Genomic DNA, 22,130 nt, shown 5'->3' with positions numbered 1-22,130 from the left:
GGCGATCGCCGGCTTGCCGTCGAGACGGGTCACCGTCTCGGCGTCCTTGAAGGTGGAGCGGACGGTGGCGATATCCTGGGCCTGCACCACGGCATTGGGGCCGGCGACGATCGGAAGCGCCGCCACGTCCTGTGGCGTTTCGATCAGCGACGGCACCTTGACCGCGTATTTGCCCTCGGACCCTTCGATGTTGCCGGCGGCGACGAGACTGTTGGAATCGCCGACCGCACCGATCAGCTGCTCGAGCTGCAGCCCGTAGGAAGACAGTTTCATCGGATCGATGACGACTTCGACGAGATCGTCGCGGGCGCCCTGCAGCGAGCCCTCCAGCACGCCCGGCACTTCCTCGATGCGGTCGCGCAACTCGCGCGCCGCCGTCGTCAGAACGCGCTCGGGCACTTCGCCCGACAGCGTCACGACAAGGACGGGGAATTCGGAGACGTTGACTTCGGAGACTACAGGCTCCTCGGCTGCCTGCGGCAGGTCGGCCTTGCCGTCCTGGACCTTGCTGCGCGTGTCCTGCAGCGCCGTCGCCAGATCCGTCTGCGGGTGGAATTCGACCAGCACGTAACCGCCGCCCTGGAAGGCGGCCGAACGCATCTCCTTGAGCCCCTTGAGGCTCTTCAGCTTGGCTTCCATCGGCCGCAGCAGAAGGCGTTCCGAATCCTCGGGCGAGATGCCCTGATAGATCAGGCTGACATACATCATCGGAATCGGAACGTCGGGTTCCGCTTCCTTCGGTGTCGACTGATAGGCGACCGCACCGGCAAGGATGAGGAACACCAGCACCGAAATGGTCAGCCTGGCATTGCTGATTGCGAGTTTGACGATATCCATGATTACTGCGTCCCGGCCGTCGCTTCGCCCAGCAGCTTCTGGATGGTCGCCTGGTCGGCCTCGACCGGCTTGACCACTTCGCCTTCCTTCACCAGTTCCTGGCCGGCGACGATGATGCGCGCATCGGCAGGGATGCCGCCGAGCACCAGGCCGGTTGGCGTATCGTCGACCAGATCGATCGGGAAGAACACGACCTTGTTGTCCTTGTCGACGGCGCGGATGCCGAGATCGCCCTTGTCGCCGAGCGTCACCACGGAGCGCGGCAGCATGACTGCGTCGGTCGGCTGCGCGCTCAGCCCGATCTCGGCCGTCATCCCGGCAGGAATGGTGCCCTCAGGATTAGGAATTGCGATCTCGACCCGGAAGGTGCGGGTGGCGGACGACGCGTCGCGGCTGATGTAGCGCACGGTGCCCTCGACGATCTGGCCGCTGACCAGCCGTACATTCGCCTTGTCGCCGATCTTCAGATAGCCGAGATCACGCTCGCTGACCTCGCCGCGGGCGATCACAGGGTCGAGGCTCAGAATGGTTGCCACCTCGCCGCCCTGCATCACGGAACTGCCAAGCTCCACCGGCACCCGGTCGATGACGCCGTCGAACGGAGCCCTCACCTCATTGCGATCAAGCTGGGCTTGCATCGCTTCCAGCATCGACTGCGCTAAGGTCAGGGTGGAGCGAGCGTTGTCGAGCTGCAGTTTGGGCAGATTGCCGGTTTTCGCCAGCCGCGAGGCCGCATCGAGTTCGGCCTGACGCTGCGCGACAAGCTGCTTGGCATTGCTGAGCGCCGAAAGCTTTTCCTCGGTGGCAAGCATCAGCACGAGGTCGCCCGTCTTGACGTGCTGTCCTTGCTTGACCGGCAGCTTGTCGATGATGCCGTCGACCCGGGTCGCCAGCACCGCGCGCTTGTCGGCTTCGGTCAGTCCGGAAATGCGGATGGCGCGCGCATAGGTACGCCTAGGCGGGGTTAAGATCGCGACGGTGCGCAACGGCGCCTTGGGCTGCTCTGCCTCAGCGGGCTTGGCCTTGCCGGCGTCAGCCGCCTTTGGCTGCTCGACCTCCCCCGCCTTGGGTTTGTCGGCGGCCGCGCTGCCGACGGACGAGAACTCGCCCGTCGCCATCCAGGCAGCGAACCCGACAAGCACAACAATGGCTGCAAGCTTGTGAAACCTGTACTTCGGCATCGTCATTTTTCCAGTGCGGTATTCGGCCAGGCCGCGTCTTCTAACTCGGGCGCGTCGCCGATATGGGTGCGCGCAGGGCCGTGTTCAACTTGCCGTGATCGGCGAACGAGCTTCTACATCAAAGTTGCACCGCAATATAGTCAGAAATGTTGATGGGTAATACTTCGCTGGGCAGGATGCGGCCGCCGCCATGAGGCGCGCCGGACCAGCGCAGCCGTTCGTCTGCGAACATCCATTCGGCGCAGTGCGCATGCGAAAGCAACCGCCAGACCGCGTCCCTCGGACAAACCCTTGGCTGCATCGACCGTCATCGGTGCCGTGCCTTGGCTTTCCTCTGCCGCTGGGAGGTGCCAGCGAAACAGCATGGCAGCAGCTGTCAGCATGATGGGAATATTTCATGCAAAGGTCACCTCCTTCGACAAGGGCAGTGTCCGGATGCGCTTGCCTGTCAGTGCGAAGATGGCGTTGGCCAGTGCCGGTGCCGCCGGCGGCGTGCCGACTTCGCCGACGCCGCCCATCTTGTGAAAATTCTCCAGGATGGCGACTTCGAACGCCGGACACTGGGAGATGCGCATGGCGTCGTAGTCATGAAAATTCGACTGCTCGACCATGCCGTCGGCGAAAGTAATCTCCTGACCCATCGCTGCCGACAGGCCGTAGATGGCGGCGGAGATGAGTTGCGCCTCGATGATATCAGGATCGAGCGCGGTGCCGACATCGGCGGCGATCCACATCTTCTCGATGCGGATCCCGGACGGCGTGTCGGCGACCTGGACGATCTCGCCGACCCAACTGCCGAAGGACAGCGTGAACGCCATGCCCTTGGCCTTGCCGGCGGGCAGCGCCTCGCCCCACTTCGCTATTTCGGCGACCTTCTCGACCACCTTCACCGCTGCCGGATAGGCAGCCATCAGCGTCTTGCGCAGTTCGACCGGATCGGTTTTCCCGGCGGTGGCGATCTCGTCCATGAAGCCCTCATGAAAGAAGCCGTTGATCGAGCAGCCGACCGATCGCCAGAAGCCGACCGGGATGGAGGCGGGCGCAGCAATGCCGCTGACCCGGTAATTCGGGATGGTGTAGGGCTGGTCGTAGGCCCCATCGACAATGGACTTGTCGGGGCCAAGCGGCGGGATCGAGGGAAACAGCCGGCGCAAGGTGCTGGCTATCGGCGATGGCGAGGCGATTGTCATGTCGACGGCGACCGGTATGCCGGCGTTGCCAAGCCGCGCCTGGAATTTGCCGACCGAAGCCGGCCGGTAGGCGTCGTGGCGCATGTCCTCCTCGCGCGTCCAAATCACCTTGATTGGCCGGCCTGCCGTTTCTTTCGCCATCAGCGCGGCACAGAGCGCATAATCCACCTCGATACGTCGGCCGAAGCCGCCGCCCATGAAGGTGGTGTGGACCCTGACCTTGTCCTGCTCAATGCCGACAGCCTTGGCGCAAAGCTGCCGCACCAAGGTCGGCGCCTGGTTGCCGCACCAGATGTCGAGGACGCCGTCCTTCAACCGCCCCGTGGCGTTCATCGGCTCCATCGTCGCATGTGCCAGATAAGGCACGGCATAGTCGGCCTCGACGATCCTTTCGCGCGGCGCGTCGGCGAAGGCGGTATCGACATCACCATCGTCGCGCATCATCGACCCTTTTGTGCCGAGCGCCTGCTTCAGCACCTCGGAAATGCCGGCGCTGTCCAGCGGATATTCGGGATCGGCCCATTCGGCGTCGATCGCCTCCGCCGCCTTGAACGCCGCCCAGGTGTTTTCGGCGATGATGCCGAAGCCGTGGCCGTAATTCGTGTCGATCGGCACGATCTTGATCACGCCAGGCATTTTCTCGGCGTTGGAGAATTCCGCCTTGACCGGCTTGGCCCAGAAACGCGGGCTCATCTTGACCGTGCCGTACAGCATCTCCGGCAGCGTCACGTCGATGCCGAAGATCGGCGCCCCGGTGACCTTGGCCAGCATGTCGATGCGTTTTTGTGGTTTGCCGAGCAGCTTCCAGTCGGCTTTGTCTTTGAGCCTGATTTCCGCGGGCGGCGCCATCGTCGCAGCGGTCGCGGCGACCGCGCCATAGGTCAGCGACTTGCCCGACGCCTTGTGCAGGATCGAGCCGTTGGCTGTTTCCAGATCGGCGGCAGCTATAACGAGCTTTTGCGCGGCCGCTGCAATCAGCATCTGCCGCGCGGCGGCGCCTGCCTGCCGCATCTTGTCGAAACCGTCGCGCGTCGAGGTCGAGCCGCCGGTGCCTTGCAGGGCGAGAAATTTTCCGGCCACGCCCATGCCGACGCGCACTATTTCCGCGGTCATGCTTTCGTCGAAGAAGGCGAACGGACCGCCCTCTTCCAGGATCGCCGCATTGAAATAGGCGTAGGAGGCCGGGCCGTGCTCGACCTTGATCTGGTCGAGCCCGACATCGAGCTCTTCGGCAACCATGGCCGCAAGCGTCGTCGATATGCCTTGGCCCATCTCGGCGCGCGGCGCGACGATGGTGATGGTGTTGTCGGCGCCGATCTTCACATAGGGATTGAAGGTCGCTTCATCAGCCGCGAGGTCGCCTTCCAGCGGATTCGGAAAAGGCTTGCGATAGTAGTAATAGCCGACGGCGACGCCGCCCGCGATGGCAGCGGTGCCGATGAGAAACGTGCGGCGGGCGATCTTTCCGACACTGGCCATGGTCAGATTCCCGCCGTCTTGAGGACGACCGCTCGTCTGATCGCCGCACGGATCTTCGGGTAGGTGCCGCAGCGGCAGAGATTGCCGCCCATGGCATCGTCGATATCGGCATCGGTCGGCTCGGCAACCTGGTCGAGCAGCGCCACCGCGCTCATAATCTGGCCGGCCTGGCAGTAGCCGCACTGGGCGACCTGCTCTTCCAGCCATGCCTGCTGTACCGGATGCAGTCTGCCTTCGGTGCCGATGCCTTCGATCGTGCTGACCGCGCCGGTGACCTCACCGACAGGCAATGAACAGGAGCGCACCGGCTGGCCGTCGACATGCACTGTGCAGGCGCCGCAGGCGGCGATGCCGCAGCCAAACTTCGGCCCGGTCTTGCCCATGAAATCGCGCAGCGCCCACAGCAGCGGCATTTCGGGATCGGCATTGACGTCGAATGCCTGCCCGTCGACGGTGAGGCGCATGGGGATACCCTTTGTTGTGGTCCACAGCCCGGGGCAAAAGGCCGGTCGGTCACTCGCCCTACATCTTGACAAATTACGTCATTTTGTCAATAGAGCTTTTGCAGGATAAAGTCGCGCCATGATCGAGATCGAGGACATCGCCACCGACCCCAAGCGCGCCCGCATTCTGGACAGCGCGATGAAGGTGTTTCTGGCCTATGGTTTCGCCCGCACCACCATGGACGACATTGCGCGTGCCGCCGAGATGTCGCGGCCGGCGCTTTATCTCCAGTTCAAGAACAAGACCGATATTTATCGCGCCATTGCGTTGATGCTGCTCTCCCGCTCGCTCGAGCAGGCGAAAACGGCACTCGCCGGCGAAGAACCATTTGCCGAGCGCACGATGCGGGCCATCGACGAAGCGCTGATCTCGATGACGCGCACCGTCCACGCCTCGCCGCATGGCGCCGAACTCCTTGACATGAAATCGAGTCTCGCCGACCTGATCGGCTGCTGGCGCAGCCGGTTTTCCGAGCATGTCGCGGCAGCGATCCAGAGCGAGGCCGGACGCAATGGCGTCGATCTCACCGCCAAGGGCTTGTCGGCAAAATTGCTGGCCGACATGCTGCTCGACGGGCTGGAAGGCATGAAGATGCGCATCAGCGATCCGGACGAGCAGCGGCGGGCTGCGGCCGCGCTGATCAAGGTGATCGATCTAGCCTTGCAAAAAAACTGACAAACAAAACGCCTCAGGCTCGGCGGCGCGCTGCCTCGGGGTTCTTGCGTGCTGCAAGGAACTCCTTGACCCGCCGGCCCGGTGCCGGACCACGCATCGGCTTGAAGCCGTCGTCGAGCTCGCCTGAGAGGTCAAGCGTCGGCCGCTTGCCGACGGCGTCGTAATTCTCCTCCAGCCAGTCGCTGGCGGCGGTGCGGCCAAGGTCGCGCAGATAGGTCAGAAACGCCCATTCGGCATTGACCTTGGACGATGCCGACAGGTCCTTGAATGCCTCGTCGGCATCGATGCGGTGCATGCGGATGTCGCGGTATTCGCCATGCGGCAGCCGGCCTGCTGCAATCAGCTCCTTGATGAAGGCGATCGAGCGGAATTCGCGCAAGAGTCCGGCGTTGAAGGTGATCTCGTCGATGCGATTCTGGATTTCGTTGGCGCTCTTCGGCGTCCCCTCGCGGACCACCGGATTGATCTGCACCAAAAGCACGTCCTCGGTGGCAGCCGTCTTGAAGAACGGGAACAGCGCCGGATTGCCGCCATAGCCGCCATCCCAGTAGGGCACGCCCTTGATCTCGACGGCGCGGAACAGCTGCGGCAGGCAAGCCGACGCCATCACTGTGTCGAGATCGATCTCGCCATCGGAAAAGACGCGTAACTGCCCGGTCTCGACATTGGTCGCGGAGATGAACAGCTCCATCGATTTGCAGGCGCGCACATTGCCGAAATCGATCTCCTGTTCGATCACGTCGCGCAGCGGGTTGAGGCCGAGCGGGTTGGCGACATAGGGCGAAAACACCCGCGACATCGTGTCGAAAAACAGATAGCCCGGCGTGTTCTCGATCGACCAGTTGCCCCAGGCGACGTCCCACGGCATGCGCTGCACCGGGCTGAACCGGCCCTTCCGCGCCACCGCGCGCCAGAAATCGTCGAGCTTCTGCCGCGCGCCCTCGACGCCGCCGCGGACGAAGCCGTCGGCCAGCGCCACCGCGTTCATGGCGCCGGCGCTGGTGCCCGAAACCGCCGCGATGTCGAGCCGTCCGTCCTCCAGCAGCTGGTCGAGCACGCCCCAGGAAAAGGCGCCGTGCGAGCCGCCGCCCTGCAGCGCGACGTTGATCTTCTTGGGCTCCTCCGCCTTGCCGTTTGTCGTCATGGCGTTGTCCTTGATCTAGAGAGCCATTGGATGGATCACTGCGCGGTCCAGCCGCCGTCGACCGAGATTTGCGTGCCGTTGATCTGCGCTGCCGCATCCGAGCACAGGAACACCGCGGCAGCGGCAACTTGCTCGACCGTGACGAATTCCTTGGTCGGCTGTCTGTCGAGCATGACCTCGCGGACCACCGTGTCGCGGTCCATCTTGTTCGCCTTCATCTGGTCGGGGATCTGCGCCTCGACCAGCGGCGTCAGCACATAGCCGGGACAGATGGCGTTGCAGGTGATCTTGTCGCGCGCCAGTTCCAAAGCGACCGTCTTGGTCAGTCCCATGATGCCGTGCTTGGCCGCAACATAGGCCGATTTGAACGGCGAGGCGACCAGCCCATGGGCCGAGGCGATGTTGACGATCCTGCCGCCGCCGGCTTCTCTCATCAGCGGGATGGCGGCGGCGATGGTGTGAAAGGCCGACGACAAATTGATGGCGATGATGGCGTCCCACTTCTCGACGGGAAATTCTTCCACTGGCGCGACATGCTGGATGCCGGCATTGTTGACCAGGATGTCGACCGAGCCGAAGCTCTCGGCTGCCTTTGCGACCAGCGCCCGGCATTCGGCCGGCTTCGACATATCTGCCTTGATGTAGACAGTCTTCACGCCGTGATGCCTGGCGATCGCATCGGTGACGGCCTGGTCGTCGGCCGTGTCTGAAAAGGAATTGACGACAATGTTGCAGCCATCGGCCGCGAGCGCATGGGCGATTGCCAGGCCGATGCCCGAGGTGGAACCGGTGACGATGGCGGTTTTTCTGCTGGGCAAGGCGAAATCCTTCAGTCCGGTGCTAACGGAAGCATATTGCAGTGCAGCATATATGTCTCGTGCGGCGCAAGAACAGCGGCACGGATTGGCGATGACATGAAATTTTTGTCATGAAAGAGGACACCCTCACTCGAAGCTGTGCGCCTGACACCAGTGCGAAGACAGGTTTTGCAGTGCGAAGACAGTTTTGTCAGCGATCCCCGGAAGCCACTTCAGGGCGCTCGTGAGGTTGCGTTTCGGGATTTGTCATCTGGCTGATGAAAAGACGCAGAGCTTTCCGTACGGCTAGCGATGGCGGCTCGGACGGATGCCACTCCGGGAAATGACCATCGATCGCCATGCGTGCCAGGCCGTAGACAAATGCGCGGGCGGCAAGCACCAGATGATCGAAGTCGGTGTCCGGGGCAAGCCGACCTTGTTGTTGCGCTTGGGTCAGCAGGGCGATCATTTTCCGGCGAACGGCTTCATTCTGATCACGAAGACTGTCCGACGCGTCGAAATCGATCAGCGTTCGAGAACTGATGATCTGGAAATGCGTGGGATTGCTGATCGCCCACTCCAGATAGCCTTGCCCGATCGCTTCGAAGGCCACAATGGGATCTGCGCTGTCGACTTTGGACTGTGCATCGGCAACGGCCTCGGTCAGCCGGTTCATCGCCTGTTCGGCGACGGCGGTCAGCAGTGCTGATTTCGAGCGGAAATGCCGGAATGGCGCGCCGGGCGAAACGCCGGCACGTTTTGCCGCCTCGCGCACCGAGACATGCTCTGCTCCGCGCTCTTCGATGATCTCTACGGTAGCAGCGATCAAGGCCTCGACCAGATTGCCGTGATGATAGCGCTTGGGGTTGGCGGCTTCGCCGGAATCCGTGGGGCTGGTCATGCCTGCCCATAGCACGACGCCGACATGTAATCACTGATTATTTTCTTGCGTCCAGGCGTTTCATATGTAATCAGTGATTACAACATCAATGGAGGTTACCATGCTTCGCATCATCGCAACGACTGCCCTTGCTTTCTCTTTACTGTCGCTCGGGCCTGCCCAGGCCGAAGATCGGCCAACCCTGCAAATCGCCTGGCCGGCGGCCGGTTCGGTCATCGAACTCGGCAATGACCCAGAGAAGGCGATAGGCGTCGTCGTCAGCAGCAACTTCACGCTTCTGCCAGCGGGTGAATGCGACGGCGTCAGCCAATGCGGCCATTTGCACATGAAGATCGATCCCGCCGGAGATACCTGCAACATCCCCGGCAAGCCGTACAACAGCATGAACAGCGACTTTGGCGGCGATCTTGTCAAGGCTCGTTTCGGCCATTGCCCGGATGCCGCCGGCAAGCATGTGATCGGCGTCCTACTTGCCGATGATCATCACAAGCCCATTCTCGTCGACGGCAAACCCGTTACGGCTCTGGTGACGGTGACGACGAAATAACGCGGGTCGGGCGGGACTCAGCCTCATTCGGGCGGAGATTTCTGATACGGCCTGCTGATGAGAGATTTCGGCCGGGCTTGGTCCGGCCGGCGATCACGACATCGTGTCGAGCTTGCGCTGCATGGCGGCGATCTGTTCCTTCAGTTCCTGAAGGTCGTCGGGCTTTTCCGACGTCTCTTTCCTGGCCGGCTCCGCCGGCGCTGCGGAAGTGCCATTCGAGCCTGCGGGTGGGAAGGGCGTGAACAGGCGCATGGCGTTCTGGAACATCTCCATATTGCGGCGCGTCTGCTCTTCCAGCGCCTTGATCGGCGTGGCGATCTTCATCATGTCCAGCGGCGACTTGCCCAACGCACCCTTCATCTGCTCGCGGAAGCGTTCCTGCTCCTTTGAGAAGGCGATCATCGACTGTTCGAGGAAGCTCGGCACGATCATCTGCATCTGGTCGCCGTAAAAAGCGATCAACTGGCGCAGGAACGGAATCGGCAGCATGTTCTGCCCTTCCTTGTTCTCCAGTTCAAAGATGATCTGGGTCAGCACCGGATGGGTGATGTCGTCGCCGGTCTTGGCGTCCTGGACGGTGAACTCCACGCCCTTCTTGACCATTTCGGCAAGGTCCTCGAGCGTCACATAGGTGCTGGTGCCGGTGTTGTAGAGGCGGCGATTGGCATATTTCTTGATGATAATCGGTTCGTCTTTCGCGGCCATCAGCATCCTCCCGGGACACCGGCGCACTTGAGGTAAGCTGCCGGTAACGATTGCGCCTTTTCAAGGATATGCGCAAAAGCGTCACAATTCCAAGCGGTTTGTGCAGTGCGGCATCAAATAATGCTGCACGGCGGGCTAAAAATGCTGCGCAGCAATGGGCCGGCTGTATCCACCACGATGCGCAACCTGCTTGCGGCGCATGGCCGGTATGCCCATTTCCGGTTTGACTTGGATCATTGAAAGGGCAAGAAAAGCCCTGACGATACAAACTGCGATACCAAAACCTCGATACCTCGAAGTGTGGAGAAGAACATGTCCGCTGCCATCGTTGTCGCCAGTGCGGCGCGCACGCCCGTCGGTTCCTTCAACGGCGCCTTCGCCGCCACGCCGGCGCATGAGCTTGGTGCCGTCGTCATCAAGGAGTTGCTGTCCCGTACCGGTGTCGAGCCGGCGGAAGTCGACGAGGTCATCCTCGGCCAGGTGCTGACCGCGGCTCAGGGCCAGAACCCCGCCCGCCAGGCATCTATCGAAGCCGGCCTGCCGAAGGAAACCACCGCCTGGGGCCTCAACCAGGTTTGCGGCTCAGGTCTGCGCGCTATTGCTCTCGGTATGCAGCAGATCGCGACAGGCGATGCCAAGGTGATCGTCGCCGGCGGGCAGGAATCGATGTCGCTGGCCCCGCACGCTCAACACCTGCGTGCCGGCGTCAAGATGGGCGACTACAAGATGATCGACATCATGATCAAGGATGGGCTGTGGGATGCCTTCAATGGCTACCACATGGGCAACACGGCCGAAAACGTCGCTCGCCAGTTCCAGATTACCCGCGAGGACCAGGACCAGCTCGCATTGGCCTCCCAGAACAAGGCAGAGGCCGCGCAGAAGGCCGGCAAATTCAAGGACGAGATCGTGGCCTTCACCGTCAAGGGCAAGAAGGGCGACACCATTGTCGACCAGGACGAATATATCCGCCACGGCGCCACGATCGAGGCGATGACCAAGCTGAGACCGGCCTTCGACAAGGACGGCACGGTGACCGCCGCCAATGCCTCCGGCATCAATGACGGCGCCGCCGCCGTGCTGCTGATGACCGAAGCGGAAGCCGCAAAGCGCGGCATCACGCCGCTGGCGCGCATCGTGTCCTGGGCGACCGCGGGTGTCGACCCGCAGATCATGGGCACCGGGCCCATTCCCGCCTCGCGCAAGGCGCTGGCCAAGGCCGGCTGGTCGGTCGGCGATCTCGACCTGGTCGAGGCCAACGAAGCCTTCGCCGCCCAGGCCTGCGCCGTCAACAAGGACATGGGCTGGGATCCGTCGATCGTCAATGTCAATGGCGGCGCCATCGCCATCGGCCATCCGATCGGCGCCTCCGGCGCCCGCATCTTCAACACGCTGGTTTACGAGATGCGCCGCAGAAGTGCCAGGAAAGGTCTCGCCACGCTGTGTATCGGCGGCGGCATGGGGGTCGCCATGTGCGTGGAAGCGCTGTGAAGTCATCTGCAAAGCGCCGTGAGGACGGAGCGAGCAAGCCGTGAAACAGTCGGTGGCGAACAGGCTCCGCCGTTAGAGCGTTCCTGTTCGCCGCCCGCCGATCGAGAAAAAGGGAGGATATTATGACAAAGGTAGCACTCGTCACCGGTGGGTCGCGCGGTATTGGCGCCGCGATTTCGATCGGCCTAAAAAACGCCGGCTATCATGTCGCCGCGAACTACGCCGGCAATGACGAAGCGGCGCAAAAATTCAACGCGATAACCGGCATTCCGGTCTACAAATGGTCGGTCGCCGACTACGACGCCTGCGCCGCCGGCATCAAGCAGGTCGAGGCCGATCTCGGCCCGGTTTCCGTTCTGGTCAACAATGCCGGCATCACCCGCGACGCCATGTTCCACAAGATGACGCGCGAACAATGGAAAGAGGTCGTCGACACCAATCTTTCCGGCGCATTCAACATGACGCACCCGCTGTGGGTCGGCATGCGCGACCGCAAGTTCGGCCGCGTCATCACCATCTCCTCGATCAATGGCCAGAAGGGCCAGACCGGCCAGGTCAATTATTCGGCGTCGAAGGCCGGCGATATCGGCTTCACCAAGGCGCTCGCCCAGGAAGGGGCGCGGGTCGGCATCACCGTCAATGTCATCTGCCCCGGCTACATCGCCACCGAAATGGTCAAGGCGATGGACGAAAAGGTGCTCAATGAGCGCGTCATCCCGCAGATCCCGGTCGGCCGCCTCGGCGAGCCGGAAGAGATCGCACGCTGCGTCGTCTTCCTGGCTTCCGACGATGCCGGTTTCATCACCGGCTCGACCATATCAGCCAATGGCGGCCAGTATATCACCTGAGGCGTCATGTCACCTGAGGCGTCGGCCTGTTGCCGGTGACTGTTGCACGGGTCGATCTAACCGCCCACACGGCCGAGTTCGAGGCCGGGATCCGGATTACTCCGGCTGTCAGGCGACACGCTTCAGCCCTGGTTCGGCTGCCGGCTTGGTCTGGGCGACTGGACCCGGCTGGCGCGAAGGTGCCGGCAGGCGGGCAAGCGACGCCCGGCTGAGGCCCGACAGTTTGAAGGCGATGCGACGCTTCAGAAATGGAGTGAGATTCAGCGCCGAAAGCACGAGATTGCGGACGAACCGCTTCACCGAATTGCGGGAAAGCGCCATCTCCGTCATCATGCCCGCCAGTTCAAGCACCTCCTGGGCCGCCGGGCGGCGCAGCGTTTCGTAGAGGTCGAGCGCGGTTTCCGGGCGCACGCCGTTCACCACGTCGCCAAGCAACTGGCCAAGCACGACCGCGTCGATGATGCCGGTGTTCATGCCTTGCCCTCCCGCCGGGCTGTGCACGTGCGCGGCATCGCCGATAAGGAACAGCCGGTCCTTGCGGTACGAGCGGACCAGGCGGTGATGCACGCGAAAACGCGAGCTCCACGCCAGGTCGAGCACCCGGGTTCTTTTCTTGGTTGGACCACGGCTGTCGAGCAGCGCCTGGATGTCGGTGACCGCGGGGTTTTCCGGTGCGTCATCCATTGTCGCGACGACCCGGTACGAACCGTCCGGGAGCGGCGCCACCACCACCAGCCCGGCCGGTGCAAAGAACAGCGACACTTCCGTCGGCCCAACCGGCCAGTCGAGACGAACATCGGCGAGTACGAACGAAGCGTCATAGGCCGCGCCGTCGAACTCGATGCTGGTCGACCTGCGCACCAGGCTGTGCATGCCGTCGGCACCAACGACGCAGCGTGCCGATATCAGTTTCTCGCGGCCGTTCTCGATCACCGTCACGTGTGCGCCGTCAGCGTCCTGAACGACTGCCTTGGCCTCGACCGAGCGATGAATCACGCCGCCCAGGGCTGCGATCCGTTCGGCGAACACCTGCTCGGTCAGGTTTTGAGGCAGCATCATCAGATAGGGATGCCTCGAAGGAAGCTTGCTGAAATCGAGCTTGAGCAGCGCCCGGTTACGGTCGCGGATGGTGAAATTCTGCAGCTTCAGGGCAAGTTCGCTCAGCCGCTGCGCGACGCCGAGAGGCTCCAGCGTTTCCAGCGTCTGCGCGTGGATGACGCCAGCCCGCGAGGTCTGGAGGCCCTGCGCCAGTCTATCGATCAGGACATGATCGACACCGGCCTGGTGCAGCACGATGGACAGCGCCATGCCGGTCGGACCGGCGCCAACGATCAGGACTTCGGTGGTTTCGGGCAACATTTCTCTCTCCATTTATCAACGATCGTTGACTTTCTAGTCGAAGCCATTGCATTTGTCAACGGCTGTTGGCATAAGCATTTCATGACCGAGAATCGGCCGAAAAAACCCGGCAAGTCGGACCGCACGCGCGCCAAAATCCTGGAGGCCGCGAAGCTCCTGTTCGCGGAGCACGGCTATGAGGGCGCCTCGATCCGTGACGTCGCGGCACATGCCTCGATCGATCCGGCCATGGTGATCCGCTATTTCCGCAGCAAGGACGAGCTGTTCGCCAGGGCGGCGGTCGTCGACCTGCAATTGCCGGCACTGCGGGTGATCGACCGAAACGCCATCGGCGAAACGCTGATCAGGCGTTTTCTTGAAGTCTGGGAGGGCCCGGCCAGCGGCCCTGGCATGGCAATTCTGCTGCGTTCGGCGACGTCGAACGAATTCGCCGCGGAAAAATTGCGCGACGTATTTGGCAACCAGGTGAGGCCGGTGATTGCGGCGGTCGCTGACCCCGCCGATGCGGGTCGACGGGCCGGGCTCGTTTCGAGCCAGTTGCTGGGTCTGGCGATGTGCCGATACCTGCTGCGGCTTCCGCCCGTCGTCGCCCTGTCGCACGACGAAATTATCCAGGACGTCGGCCCTACTTTGCAGCGCTATGCCGTGGGAGAGGCTTGAACCAAGCCGTTCTGCATTGCTGGCAGTCTCGTTCTCGTACAAGCGACTGCGCCGACGCCGATTTGTGCCAAAGCGGTACGCAAAAATTAACGGCAGCCGCCCAGCCCTGTGCAAAACCCTGTTCCCGCCTGTTAATAACAGGTGGAAAACCTGTTCATGATACAACATATTGGGGTGAACAAAACGGGAAACATGCTCCGACGCTGATTCGTCGCCGTTTCGTTCCGGCTTTGAGCGCAATGTTAAACGACAAAGGCTGAAAACATCCCCCAAAAGGTTAAGGCGCGTTAGGAAAGATTAATTATTTCAAGATGTTGGATGACGCCGGCCGACCTGCGTCGATCGTTCAGCGGCAAAGGTTAACGGCGACGGCAGCCCTGCATGAAACGGGCCAGTTCGGCGATTCAGCATGTGGTGAGACTCGCCGGCGAGAAATCCAGATGTAGTCGTGAACAAACCATGAATCTGCGCGAGTCAGCGATTCGTAGCCGATTCGTTCCAGACTCGTTCCAACTGTTAAATCGGAACGGCGGAACGGATTGTCGACGGCGACGGAAGGCTTCGAGCTGCCATCGGAATATTCTGCTTTCGCTTCGCGCCCGAAATCCCTATGTGTCGGCTGTCACCCGCGCCACCACGGGGCGCGCTCCCGACAACGCGAGGCAGAGAGCCTTAATTTCCAGGTCGATGAACATCCAGCCGAAACACACTGAGCCACTGATCCTGTCAGGCCGCGACGTGACCGCTGTGCTCGGGCCGACAAACACCGGCAAGACCCATCTCGCCATCGAGCGCATGGTGGCGCATGAAAGCGGCATTATCGGCCTGCCGCTCAGGCTGCTCGCCCGCGAGGTCTATTCACGCGTCTGCGAGAAGGTCGGCGCTCACAAGGTGGCGCTCATCACCGGTGAGGAGAAGATCCAGCCCGACGGCGCCAGATATTCGGTCTGCACCGTGGAAGCCATGCCGCGCGAGACCGACGCCGCCTTCGTCGCCGTCGACGAGGTCCAGCTAGCCGGCGATCTCGAGCGCGGCCACATCTTCGCCGACCGCATCCTGCATCTGCGCGGTCGCCAGGAGACGCTGCTGCTCGGCGCAGCGACCATGCACGGCATCCTCCAGCGCCTGCTGAAGGGGGTGTCGGTGGTGACGCGGCCGCGGCTGTCGCATCTCGCCTATGCCGGCTCGAAGAAGCTGACCCGCCTGCCGCGACGTACGGCGATCGTCGCCTTCTCCGCCGACGAGGTCTATGCCATCGCCGAACTCATCCGCCGCCAGCAGGGCGGTGCGGCAGTCGTGCTCGGCGCGCTATCGCCGCGCACCCGCAACGCGCAGGTGGAGCTGTTCCAGTCGGGTGATGTCGATTATCTGATTGCCACCGATGCGATCGGCATGGGCCTCAACCTCGATCTCGATCATGTCGCCTTCGCCCAGAACCGCAAGTTCGACGGCTACCAGTATCGCAACCTGACGGCGGCCGAGCTCGGCCAGATCGCCGGCCGCGCCGGCCGCCACTTGCGCGACGGAACTTTTGGCGTCACCGGCCAGGTCGATCCGCTGGACGAGGAACTGGTCAAGAAGATCGAAGCGCATGATTTCGACCCGGTGAAGGTGCTGCAATGGCGCACCGCGCGTTTCGATTTCGCCAACCTCGACGCTCTGAAGCGCTCGATCGAGACCAACGCGCCGGTTGAAGGCCTGACGCGCGCGCTGCCGGCGGTCGATGCGCAGGCGCTCGAACATCTGTCCCGCGACGAGGACATCCGGGCGCTTGCCACCGACGCCAGGCGCGTGGCGCTGTTGTGGGAAGCCTGCGCCCTTCCCGATTACAGGAAGATCGCCCCGGCTCAGCATGCCGACCTGATCGCCTCGATCTACATGGACCTTGCCAGGCATGGCCATGTCGATGAGAATTACATGGCCGAGCAGGTGCGCCGCGCCGACACCACCGAGGGCGACATCGACACGCTGTCGCACCGGATCGCTCAGATCCGCACTTGGACTTTCGTTTCCAACCGGCCCGGCTGGCTGGCCGATCAGGCACACTGGCAGGAAAAGACGCGCGAAATCGAAGACAGATTGTCGGATGCGCTGCATGAGCGGTTGACGAAACGCTTCGTAGACCGCAGGACTTCCGTCCTCATGCGGCGCCTTAGAGAAAATACCATGCCTGAAGCCGAAATCAGTCCAACCGGAACCGTCCTCGTCGAAGGCCACCATGTCGGCGAGTTGCAGGGGTTCCGCTTCACCGCCGACCAGAGCGCCGGCGGCGAGGACGCCAAGGCGGTGCGCACAGCAGCCCAGAAGGCGCTTGCAGCCGAATTCGAGGCGCGGGCCGAACGCTTCGGCGCCTCGGCCAATGGCGACATCGCGCTCGGCTCCGACGGCACGCTGCGCTGGATCGGCGCGCCAATCGGCACGCTGGTCGCAGGCGACGAGCCGTTGAAGCCACGCCTGGTGCTGCTGGCCGACGAGCAGCTCACCGGTCCCGCCCGCGACAAGGTTGCAGCGCGCGCCGAGCGCTTCGTCAATTTCCAGATCGAGTCGCTGCTGAAGCCGCTGGTCGACCTCAAGAACGCCGAGCAGATAACCGGCATCGGCCGCGGCATCGCCTTCCAGCTCGTCGAGAATTTCGGCCTCATCAACCGCCGCGACATCGCCGAGGAGATGAAGTCGCTCGACCAGGAAGGCCGCGCCGCCCTGCGCCGGCTCGGCGTGCGCTTCGGCGCCTACCACGTCTTCGTGCCGGCGCTGATCAAGCCGGCCGCGGCCGGACTGGTGACGTTGTTGTGGGCGCTGCAGAACGACGGCAAGGACAAGCCTGGCTTTGGCGACGTGGTTCACGCGCTGGCCTCCGGCCGCACCTCGGTGGTCATCGATCCCACCTTCGACAAGACCTTCTACAAGCTGGCCGGCTACCGCAATCTCGGCCGTCGTGCGGTGCGCGTCGACATCCTCGAACGGCTGGCCGACCTGATCCGGCCCGCAACCAACTGGAAGCCGGGCCTCGGCCAGCGCCCAGACGGCGCCTATGACGGTCAGTCCTTCATGGTGACGCCGCCGATGATGTCGATTCTCGGCGCCACGGCCGACGACATGGAAGAGATTCTGAAAGGCCTCGGCTACCGGGCCGAGCCGAAGCCGGCTGTCGAGGTGAAGGCACGGCTCGAGGCACAGGACAATAGCGCGCGTGAAGCCGCCGCGGCCAAGCAGGCGGCGGAAGAACAAGCCGAACAGGCCAAGGCAGCTGAAGCCGCGATTGCCGACGCAGCCGCCGAGGCGCCGGCCGACAGTTCTGAGCCGGATGCAGTGGCAGAAGCCACGGCGGAGGCTCTCGCGGAACCCGCTGCCGAAGCGGAACCTGTCGCAGAAGCTCAGCTGCAAACTCCGCCTGAGGTCACGGTAGAGGCACTGCCTGCAGCTGAAGCCGCAGTTCGAGAGGCAGCACCCGAAACCGCCGAGGTTGAGGTCGCACCGGCGGAGCCGGCTTCCAAAGCCTCGCCCGCAACGGCAGCAGTCTCGGCCGAACCTGCCGCGGCGGTGGAAGCCGCCACCGGCGAGGCTGCTCCAGAGGCCGAGAAAGAGGCAGAAGAACCAAAACCCATCCTGTTGTGGCGGCAGGGCCGCTTCGACCAGCGCCCACGCCACCGCCACCACGACAACCGGCCACGTGATAGGGACAATCGCCCGCGCAGCCCACAAGTCACGCGCGATGGCCGCAGCAACTCGCCGGCAGAGGCCGGGCAGCAGGCCGGCGCCCCGGGCGGCCGGCCCGCCCGTGAAGGACGCCGCGACGGCGACGGCGCCGGCAAGCCGCGCTTCGACCGCAGCAAGTTCAAGCCCAAGCCCCAGGGCGAGCCAGGCGAACGGCGCGACGGCAAGCCGCAGGGCGAGCGCCCCGATCGTCGCGAAAGCCGGCCCGACTGGAAAGGCGGCAGGCCGGACGCCAAGGGCGGCGCGCCTGGTGGAAAGCCCGCGTTCCAGCCGAAGCCTCGCGAGGAGCGTCCGGTGCGCTTCGACCCGGATTCCCCCTTCGCCAAGCTCGCCGCGTTGCGCGACCAGCTGAAGAAGTAAGTTCGTTCGCTCCGATGGTCACTGATGCCCGCCAGCGCATCGACAAATGGCTGTTCTTTTCGCGTGCGGTGAAATCGCGCTCGCTGGCGGCGAAGCTGGTGGTGGCCGGACGCGTTCGCATCAATCGCGACAAAGCAGCGCAGGCCTCCGATCTGGTCCGCCTCGGCGACGTCCTGACCATCACTCTCGAGCGGCGCATCTTCGTCTGGAAGGTGCTCGGCACCGGCAGCCGGCGCGGTCCCGCCGAGGAAGCGCGCTTGCTCTACGAGGATATCTCGCCGCCGCCGGCACCAAAGGGCGAGGCCGTTCGCGATGCGATCCCCGCACTGCGTGATGCCGGCAGCGGCCGCCCGACCAAGAAGGAACGCCGGGAGACCGACCGGTTGTTCGGCGACGACTGACGCATAACCGACTTTCGTCGCATCGCCGGCTGGAAATCCATTCCGGAAACACCGGCATCACACGCAATGGCCGCCCTTGCAAGCGGCGGGCAAAGACGTTACCTCACCAAGAAAGCCTACCGCATCGGCCCGAAAATCGATATCGATTTTCCAAGCGCACGATGCGTGGTTTCAAAGTGTTAGAGCGTACCTTGTGCGTCCGATTGGACGCCACGTCGCCCTGATAAAAGGGGACGTCCCGGAGCCGACCGATGACCTATGTCGTGACCGATAATTGCATAAAATGCAAATACATGGACTGCATTGAGGTCTGTCCGGTCGACTGTTTCTATGAGGGCGAGAACATGCTCGTCATTCATCCCGACGAGTGCATCGACTGTGGCGTCTGCGAACCGGAATGCCCGGCCGACGCGATCAAGCCGGACACCGAGCCAGGGCTCGACAAATGGCTGCAGATCAACACCGAATACGCCGATAAATGGCCCAATATCACCGCCAAGAAGGAACCTCCGGCCGACGCCAAATCCTTCGATGGCGAGGTCGGCAAGTTCGAAAAATATTTTTCCCCCGAGCCCGGCCAGGGCGACTAGCGCTCGACCGCGAAAATCGAAATCGATTTTCGAAAGGACTATGCGCCAGATCAAAGTGTCACAGCATCCTTGCGCGTCCAAAACGGGCGCGTGGCACCGTAACGGCGACGCCGGTTTGATCGGCATCACGCGTGCTGACAGGCACCACACGTTAACTGCCTTGATAGGCGGAGATCGCGCTTGACCTTCGCGCGTGCAGCAAAACCTTGATTCTTCCGACTTTTTGTGCTAAACGAACCAAACATGCCGGTGACACAACGTCGATTTATGGCGCAAACGCCCCAAATCACTGAAAGGTGAATTTTTCAATCCGGACCAGAGTGATCTGGGGCAGGCAGTCGCGATTATGCGATTTGCCAACCTCGGTTTTTCCGGTGGGTTCGTAGTTGTGCGGCTAACGATCGGTACCCGATCGCGCGAGTTCGACCGGCAGAATGCCGGTTCCACACCAAGGAGTTCATGGCGTAATGGCAACAATCACCCCGCAGAAGAAGTCCAGCGCAGCGCGTCACGGTTTTAAGACCGGCGAGTACATCGTCTATCCGGCGCATGGCGTCGGCCAGATCGTCTCGATCGATGAGCAGGAAGTTGCGGGCCACAAGCTGGAACTGTTCGTCATCGACTTCCAGAAGGACAAGATGCGTCTGAAGGTTCCGGTCGCCAAGGCGACTTCCATCGGCATGCGCAAGCTGTCGGAAGAGGATTACGTCGATCGCGCGCTGAAGGTCGTGCAGGGCCGCGCCCGCGTCAAGCGCACCATGTGGTCGCGCCGCGCCCAGGAATATGATGCGAAGATCAATTCCGGCGACCTGATCTCGATCTCGGAAGTTGTGCGCGACCTCTACCGCGCCGACAATCAGCCGGAGCAGTCCTATTCCGAACGCCAGCTTTATGAGGCGGCACTCGACCGCATGGCGCGCGAGATCGCGGCCGTCAACCGCATGTCGGAAACCGAAGCGGTGCGCCTCATCGAGGTGAACCTCAACAAGGGTCCGAAGCGCGGCGCCAAGGCCGACAACGAAGAAGCCGAGCAGGAAGAAGCAGCCTGAGCGCTTCTCGCCTTCGAATTTGGAAAAACCCGGCCTCGCGCCGGGTTTTTTTGTTATATGCCCGGTCACTCGCTGAAGCAAGGCAGCAAGGGCGCATTAGCATTTGTGATGGTCACCCCAAAACCGCTACGCCGTTTTGGGCGACATGCATTAACCTTCGCCGCCGCCTTCCTTCTCCGCCTCCTGCTTCAGCGTCGAGATGAACCGCTTGGTTCGCTGGCGCTCCGGATTGCTGAACAAAACCGCGGCGGGGCCTTTCTCGACGACGCTGCCGGCGTCGAGGAACACCACCTCCTGGGCGATTTTGGAGGCGAGGCGCAAATCAAGCGTCGCCATCACCATGGTGGTGCCCTCGCTGGCGAGCTGGCCGAGCACGTCGACCACCTCCTGCGCCAGTTCCGGATCGAGCGCCGAAGTCGGCTCGTCGCACAGCAGCACTTTCGGCGATGGTGCCAACGCCCGGGCGATCGCCACGCGTTGCTGCTGGCCGCCTGACAACGTCGCCGGCCAGGCGTCGGCCTTGTGCGACATCCCAACCTTTTCGAGCAGGGCGAGCGCCCGCTCACGCGCTCGCCCGGCCGGCCATTTCAGCACCGTCACCAGGCCCTCCATGACATTTTCGATCGCCGTGCGGTGCGGGAACAGCTGGAAATTCTGGAACACCATGCCGGTCTGCAGCCGCAGGCGCTGGATGGCCCTGCCGGGAACCTTGCCGCCGGGATGGAATTCGAGCGCGTCGTCGCCGATGCGCACCGTGCCCGAGGTCGGGATCTCGAGCAGGTTGATGCAGCGCAGAAGCGTGCTTTTCCCACCGCCCGAGGGGCCGACAAGGGCGGTGACGCTGCCTTCCTCGATGGTGACGGTCACGCCCTTCAGCACGAGATTGTCACCAAAACGCTTCTCGATGTCGGTGAGGCCGATCATGCGCGCGCCTCGAGGAAGCCGCCATAGCGGTTGAGCCGCTTTTCCAGGCGCGTCTGCAACGCTGACAGCACCGAGCTCAGCGCCAGATAGAGAGCCGCCGCCTCGACATAGAGGATCAGCGGCTCGTAGGTGGTGGCGACGATGCGCTGCGCCGCTTGGAACATCTCCGGCACCGTGATGGCGGCGGCCAGCGATGTATCCTTGACCAGCGAGATGAAAGTGTTGGACAGCGGCGGCACCGCGACGCGGCCCGCTTGTGGAAGGATAGTGCGTCGCATCGCCTGGCCCCAGGTCATGCCGATCGAATAGGCCGCTTCCCACTGCCCCTTCGGCACCGAGCCTATGACGGCGCGGATGATCTCCGACGTATAGGCGCCGATATTGAGTGTGAAGCCGATCAACGCGGCTGAAAAGGCGTCGAGCAGGATGCCGACCGAGGGCAGGCCGTAGAAGATCAGGAAGAGCTGCACCAGAAGCGGCGTGCCACGGAAGATCCAGACATAGAAGCGGACCACGGCGACCAGCGGCTTCGGGCCGAACAGCCGGACGAGCGCTGCAACCAGTCCTACGAAGAGACCGAATGCGAACGACAGCAGCGTTAGCGGCACGGTGAAGATCAGCGCGGCCCATAGCAGCGTGGGCAACGAATCCAGCATCAATTGCAGCCAGTGCGGCACGAAAACTCTCCTTGCGAGATTGCCGCCCAAAAATCGGCCCGGCAGCATCGAGGCGCGACCATAGTGTCGTCATATCACGCCAAAAGCGGCGGCCGTC

20 protein-coding genes are annotated in these 22,130 nt (G+C 62.9%); 9 read left to right on the top strand and 11 right to left on the bottom strand.

The window, feature by feature from the left end; translation table 11 throughout:
• From AC0L2C_RS32400 to AC0L2C_RS32385, 4 genes are all read right to left on the bottom strand, one after another.
• Positions 1–837: efflux RND transporter permease subunit (locus AC0L2C_RS32400; protein WP_473525364.1), on the bottom strand; the 837-nt coding region annotated here is incomplete at its 3' end.
• A gap of 2 nt (positions 838–839) precedes the next feature.
• Positions 840–2,018 carry an efflux RND transporter periplasmic adaptor subunit gene (locus AC0L2C_RS32395; protein ID WP_473525363.1) on the bottom strand — a complete coding sequence of 393 codons (1,179 nt, stop codon included), beginning with the start codon at positions 2,016–2,018 and terminating at the stop codon, positions 840–842.
• A gap of 395 nt (positions 2,019–2,413) precedes the next feature.
• Positions 2,414–4,687 (bottom strand): xanthine dehydrogenase family protein molybdopterin-binding subunit, encoded by a 2,274-nt coding sequence (locus tag AC0L2C_RS32390; RefSeq protein WP_473525362.1) that lies wholly within the window; start codon positions 4,685–4,687, stop codon positions 2,414–2,416.
• 2 nt (positions 4,688–4,689) lie between these two features.
• Positions 4,690–5,151, bottom strand: coding sequence for a (2Fe-2S)-binding protein (locus tag AC0L2C_RS32385; RefSeq protein WP_473525361.1), 462 nt, complete (start codon positions 5,149–5,151; stop codon positions 4,690–4,692).
• 118 nt (positions 5,152–5,269) lie between these two features.
• Here AC0L2C_RS32385 and AC0L2C_RS32380 point away from each other — a divergent pair, with 118 nt between their 5' ends.
• Complete coding sequence (locus AC0L2C_RS32380; protein WP_473525360.1) at positions 5,270–5,866, top strand: TetR/AcrR family transcriptional regulator; 597 nt, start codon at positions 5,270–5,272, stop codon at positions 5,864–5,866.
• 13 nt (positions 5,867–5,879) lie between these two features.
• Here the strand turns inward: AC0L2C_RS32380 and AC0L2C_RS32375 are convergent, their stop codons facing one another.
• From AC0L2C_RS32375 to AC0L2C_RS32365, 3 genes are all read right to left on the bottom strand, one after another.
• Positions 5,880–7,010 (bottom strand): patatin-like phospholipase family protein, encoded by a 1,131-nt coding sequence (locus tag AC0L2C_RS32375; RefSeq protein WP_473525359.1) that lies wholly within the window; start codon positions 7,008–7,010, stop codon positions 5,880–5,882.
• Positions 7,011–7,045: 35 nt separating this feature from the next.
• Positions 7,046–7,828: a 3-hydroxybutyrate dehydrogenase gene (locus AC0L2C_RS32370; protein ID WP_091593547.1), complete on the bottom strand. Its 783-nt coding sequence runs from the start codon at positions 7,826–7,828 to the stop codon at positions 7,046–7,048.
• Between the two features lie 190 nt (positions 7,829–8,018).
• Positions 8,019–8,708 (bottom strand): TetR/AcrR family transcriptional regulator, encoded by a 690-nt coding sequence (locus AC0L2C_RS32365; RefSeq protein WP_473525358.1) that lies wholly within the window; start codon positions 8,706–8,708, stop codon positions 8,019–8,021.
• Between the two features lie 100 nt (positions 8,709–8,808).
• On the opposite strand from AC0L2C_RS32365, the gene AC0L2C_RS32360 reads away from it, so the two are divergent.
• On the top strand, positions 8,809–9,255 hold the full coding sequence (locus AC0L2C_RS32360) for a hypothetical protein (protein ID WP_473525357.1): 447 nt from the start codon (positions 8,809–8,811) through the stop codon (positions 9,253–9,255).
• A gap of 93 nt (positions 9,256–9,348) precedes the next feature.
• On the opposite strand, the gene phaR is transcribed toward AC0L2C_RS32360, so the two are convergent.
• Positions 9,349–9,960: a polyhydroxyalkanoate synthesis repressor PhaR gene (gene phaR / locus AC0L2C_RS32355; protein ID WP_027152940.1), complete on the bottom strand. Its 612-nt coding sequence runs from the start codon at positions 9,958–9,960 to the stop codon at positions 9,349–9,351.
• A 312-nt stretch (positions 9,961–10,272) separates the two neighbouring features.
• Between phaR and AC0L2C_RS32350 the strand changes: the two genes are divergently transcribed.
• Both AC0L2C_RS32350 and phbB read left to right on the top strand, forming a co-directional pair.
• Complete coding sequence (locus tag AC0L2C_RS32350; protein ID WP_236384913.1) at positions 10,273–11,451, top strand: acetyl-CoA C-acetyltransferase; 1,179 nt, start codon at positions 10,273–10,275, stop codon at positions 11,449–11,451.
• 122 nt (positions 11,452–11,573) lie between these two features.
• Positions 11,574–12,299, top strand: coding sequence for an acetoacetyl-CoA reductase (gene phbB / locus AC0L2C_RS32345; protein ID WP_287282419.1), 726 nt, complete (start codon positions 11,574–11,576; stop codon positions 12,297–12,299).
• 108 nt (positions 12,300–12,407) lie between these two features.
• Here phbB and AC0L2C_RS32340 read toward each other — a convergent pair whose 3' ends face one another.
• Positions 12,408–13,607 (bottom strand): FAD-dependent oxidoreductase, encoded by a 1,200-nt coding sequence (locus AC0L2C_RS32340; RefSeq protein WP_473525356.1) that lies wholly within the window; start codon positions 13,605–13,607, stop codon positions 12,408–12,410.
• Here AC0L2C_RS32340 and AC0L2C_RS32335 point away from each other — a divergent pair.
• The 5 genes from AC0L2C_RS32335 (at position 13,566) to AC0L2C_RS32315 (ending at position 20,432) form a co-directional block, all read left to right on the top strand.
• Positions 13,566–14,318 carry a TetR/AcrR family transcriptional regulator gene (locus tag AC0L2C_RS32335; protein WP_473525355.1) on the top strand — a complete coding sequence of 251 codons (753 nt, stop codon included), beginning with the start codon at positions 13,566–13,568 and terminating at the stop codon, positions 14,316–14,318. The two genes, AC0L2C_RS32340 and AC0L2C_RS32335, sit on opposite strands and share 42 nt — an antisense overlap.
• 687 nt (positions 14,319–15,005) lie before the next feature.
• A complete protein-coding gene (locus tag AC0L2C_RS32330) occupies positions 15,006–18,392 on the top strand; it encodes a helicase-related protein (RefSeq protein ID WP_473525354.1) in 3,387 nt (1,128 codons plus the stop codon).
• 14 nt (positions 18,393–18,406) lie between these two features.
• On the top strand, positions 18,407–18,793 hold the full coding sequence (locus AC0L2C_RS32325) for an RNA-binding S4 domain-containing protein (RefSeq protein ID WP_027152935.1): 387 nt from the start codon (positions 18,407–18,409) through the stop codon (positions 18,791–18,793).
• A gap of 251 nt (positions 18,794–19,044) precedes the next feature.
• Complete coding sequence (gene fdxA, locus AC0L2C_RS32320; RefSeq protein ID WP_287065655.1) at positions 19,045–19,383, top strand: ferredoxin FdxA; 339 nt, start codon at positions 19,045–19,047, stop codon at positions 19,381–19,383.
• Between the two features lie 467 nt (positions 19,384–19,850).
• A complete protein-coding gene (locus AC0L2C_RS32315) occupies positions 19,851–20,432 on the top strand; it encodes a CarD family transcriptional regulator (protein ID WP_027152934.1) in 582 nt (193 codons plus the stop codon).
• 150 nt (positions 20,433–20,582) lie between these two features.
• Here AC0L2C_RS32315 and AC0L2C_RS32310 read toward each other — a convergent pair whose 3' ends face one another.
• On the bottom strand, positions 20,583–21,356 hold the full coding sequence (locus AC0L2C_RS32310; protein ID WP_473525353.1) for an amino acid ABC transporter ATP-binding protein: 774 nt from the start codon (positions 21,354–21,356) through the stop codon (positions 20,583–20,585).
• On the bottom strand, positions 21,353–22,033 hold the full coding sequence (locus AC0L2C_RS32305; protein WP_128170983.1) for an amino acid ABC transporter permease: 681 nt from the start codon (positions 22,031–22,033) through the stop codon (positions 21,353–21,355). Before AC0L2C_RS32305 ends, AC0L2C_RS32310 begins: the two co-directional genes overlap by 4 nt.
• Positions 22,034–22,130: the final 97 nt, after the last annotated feature.

Source organism: Mesorhizobium sp. WSM4845, from assembly GCF_055811455.1.
Note: the sequence above shows the minus strand (reverse complement) of the source record. Positions and strands in the feature narration are given on the sequence as shown.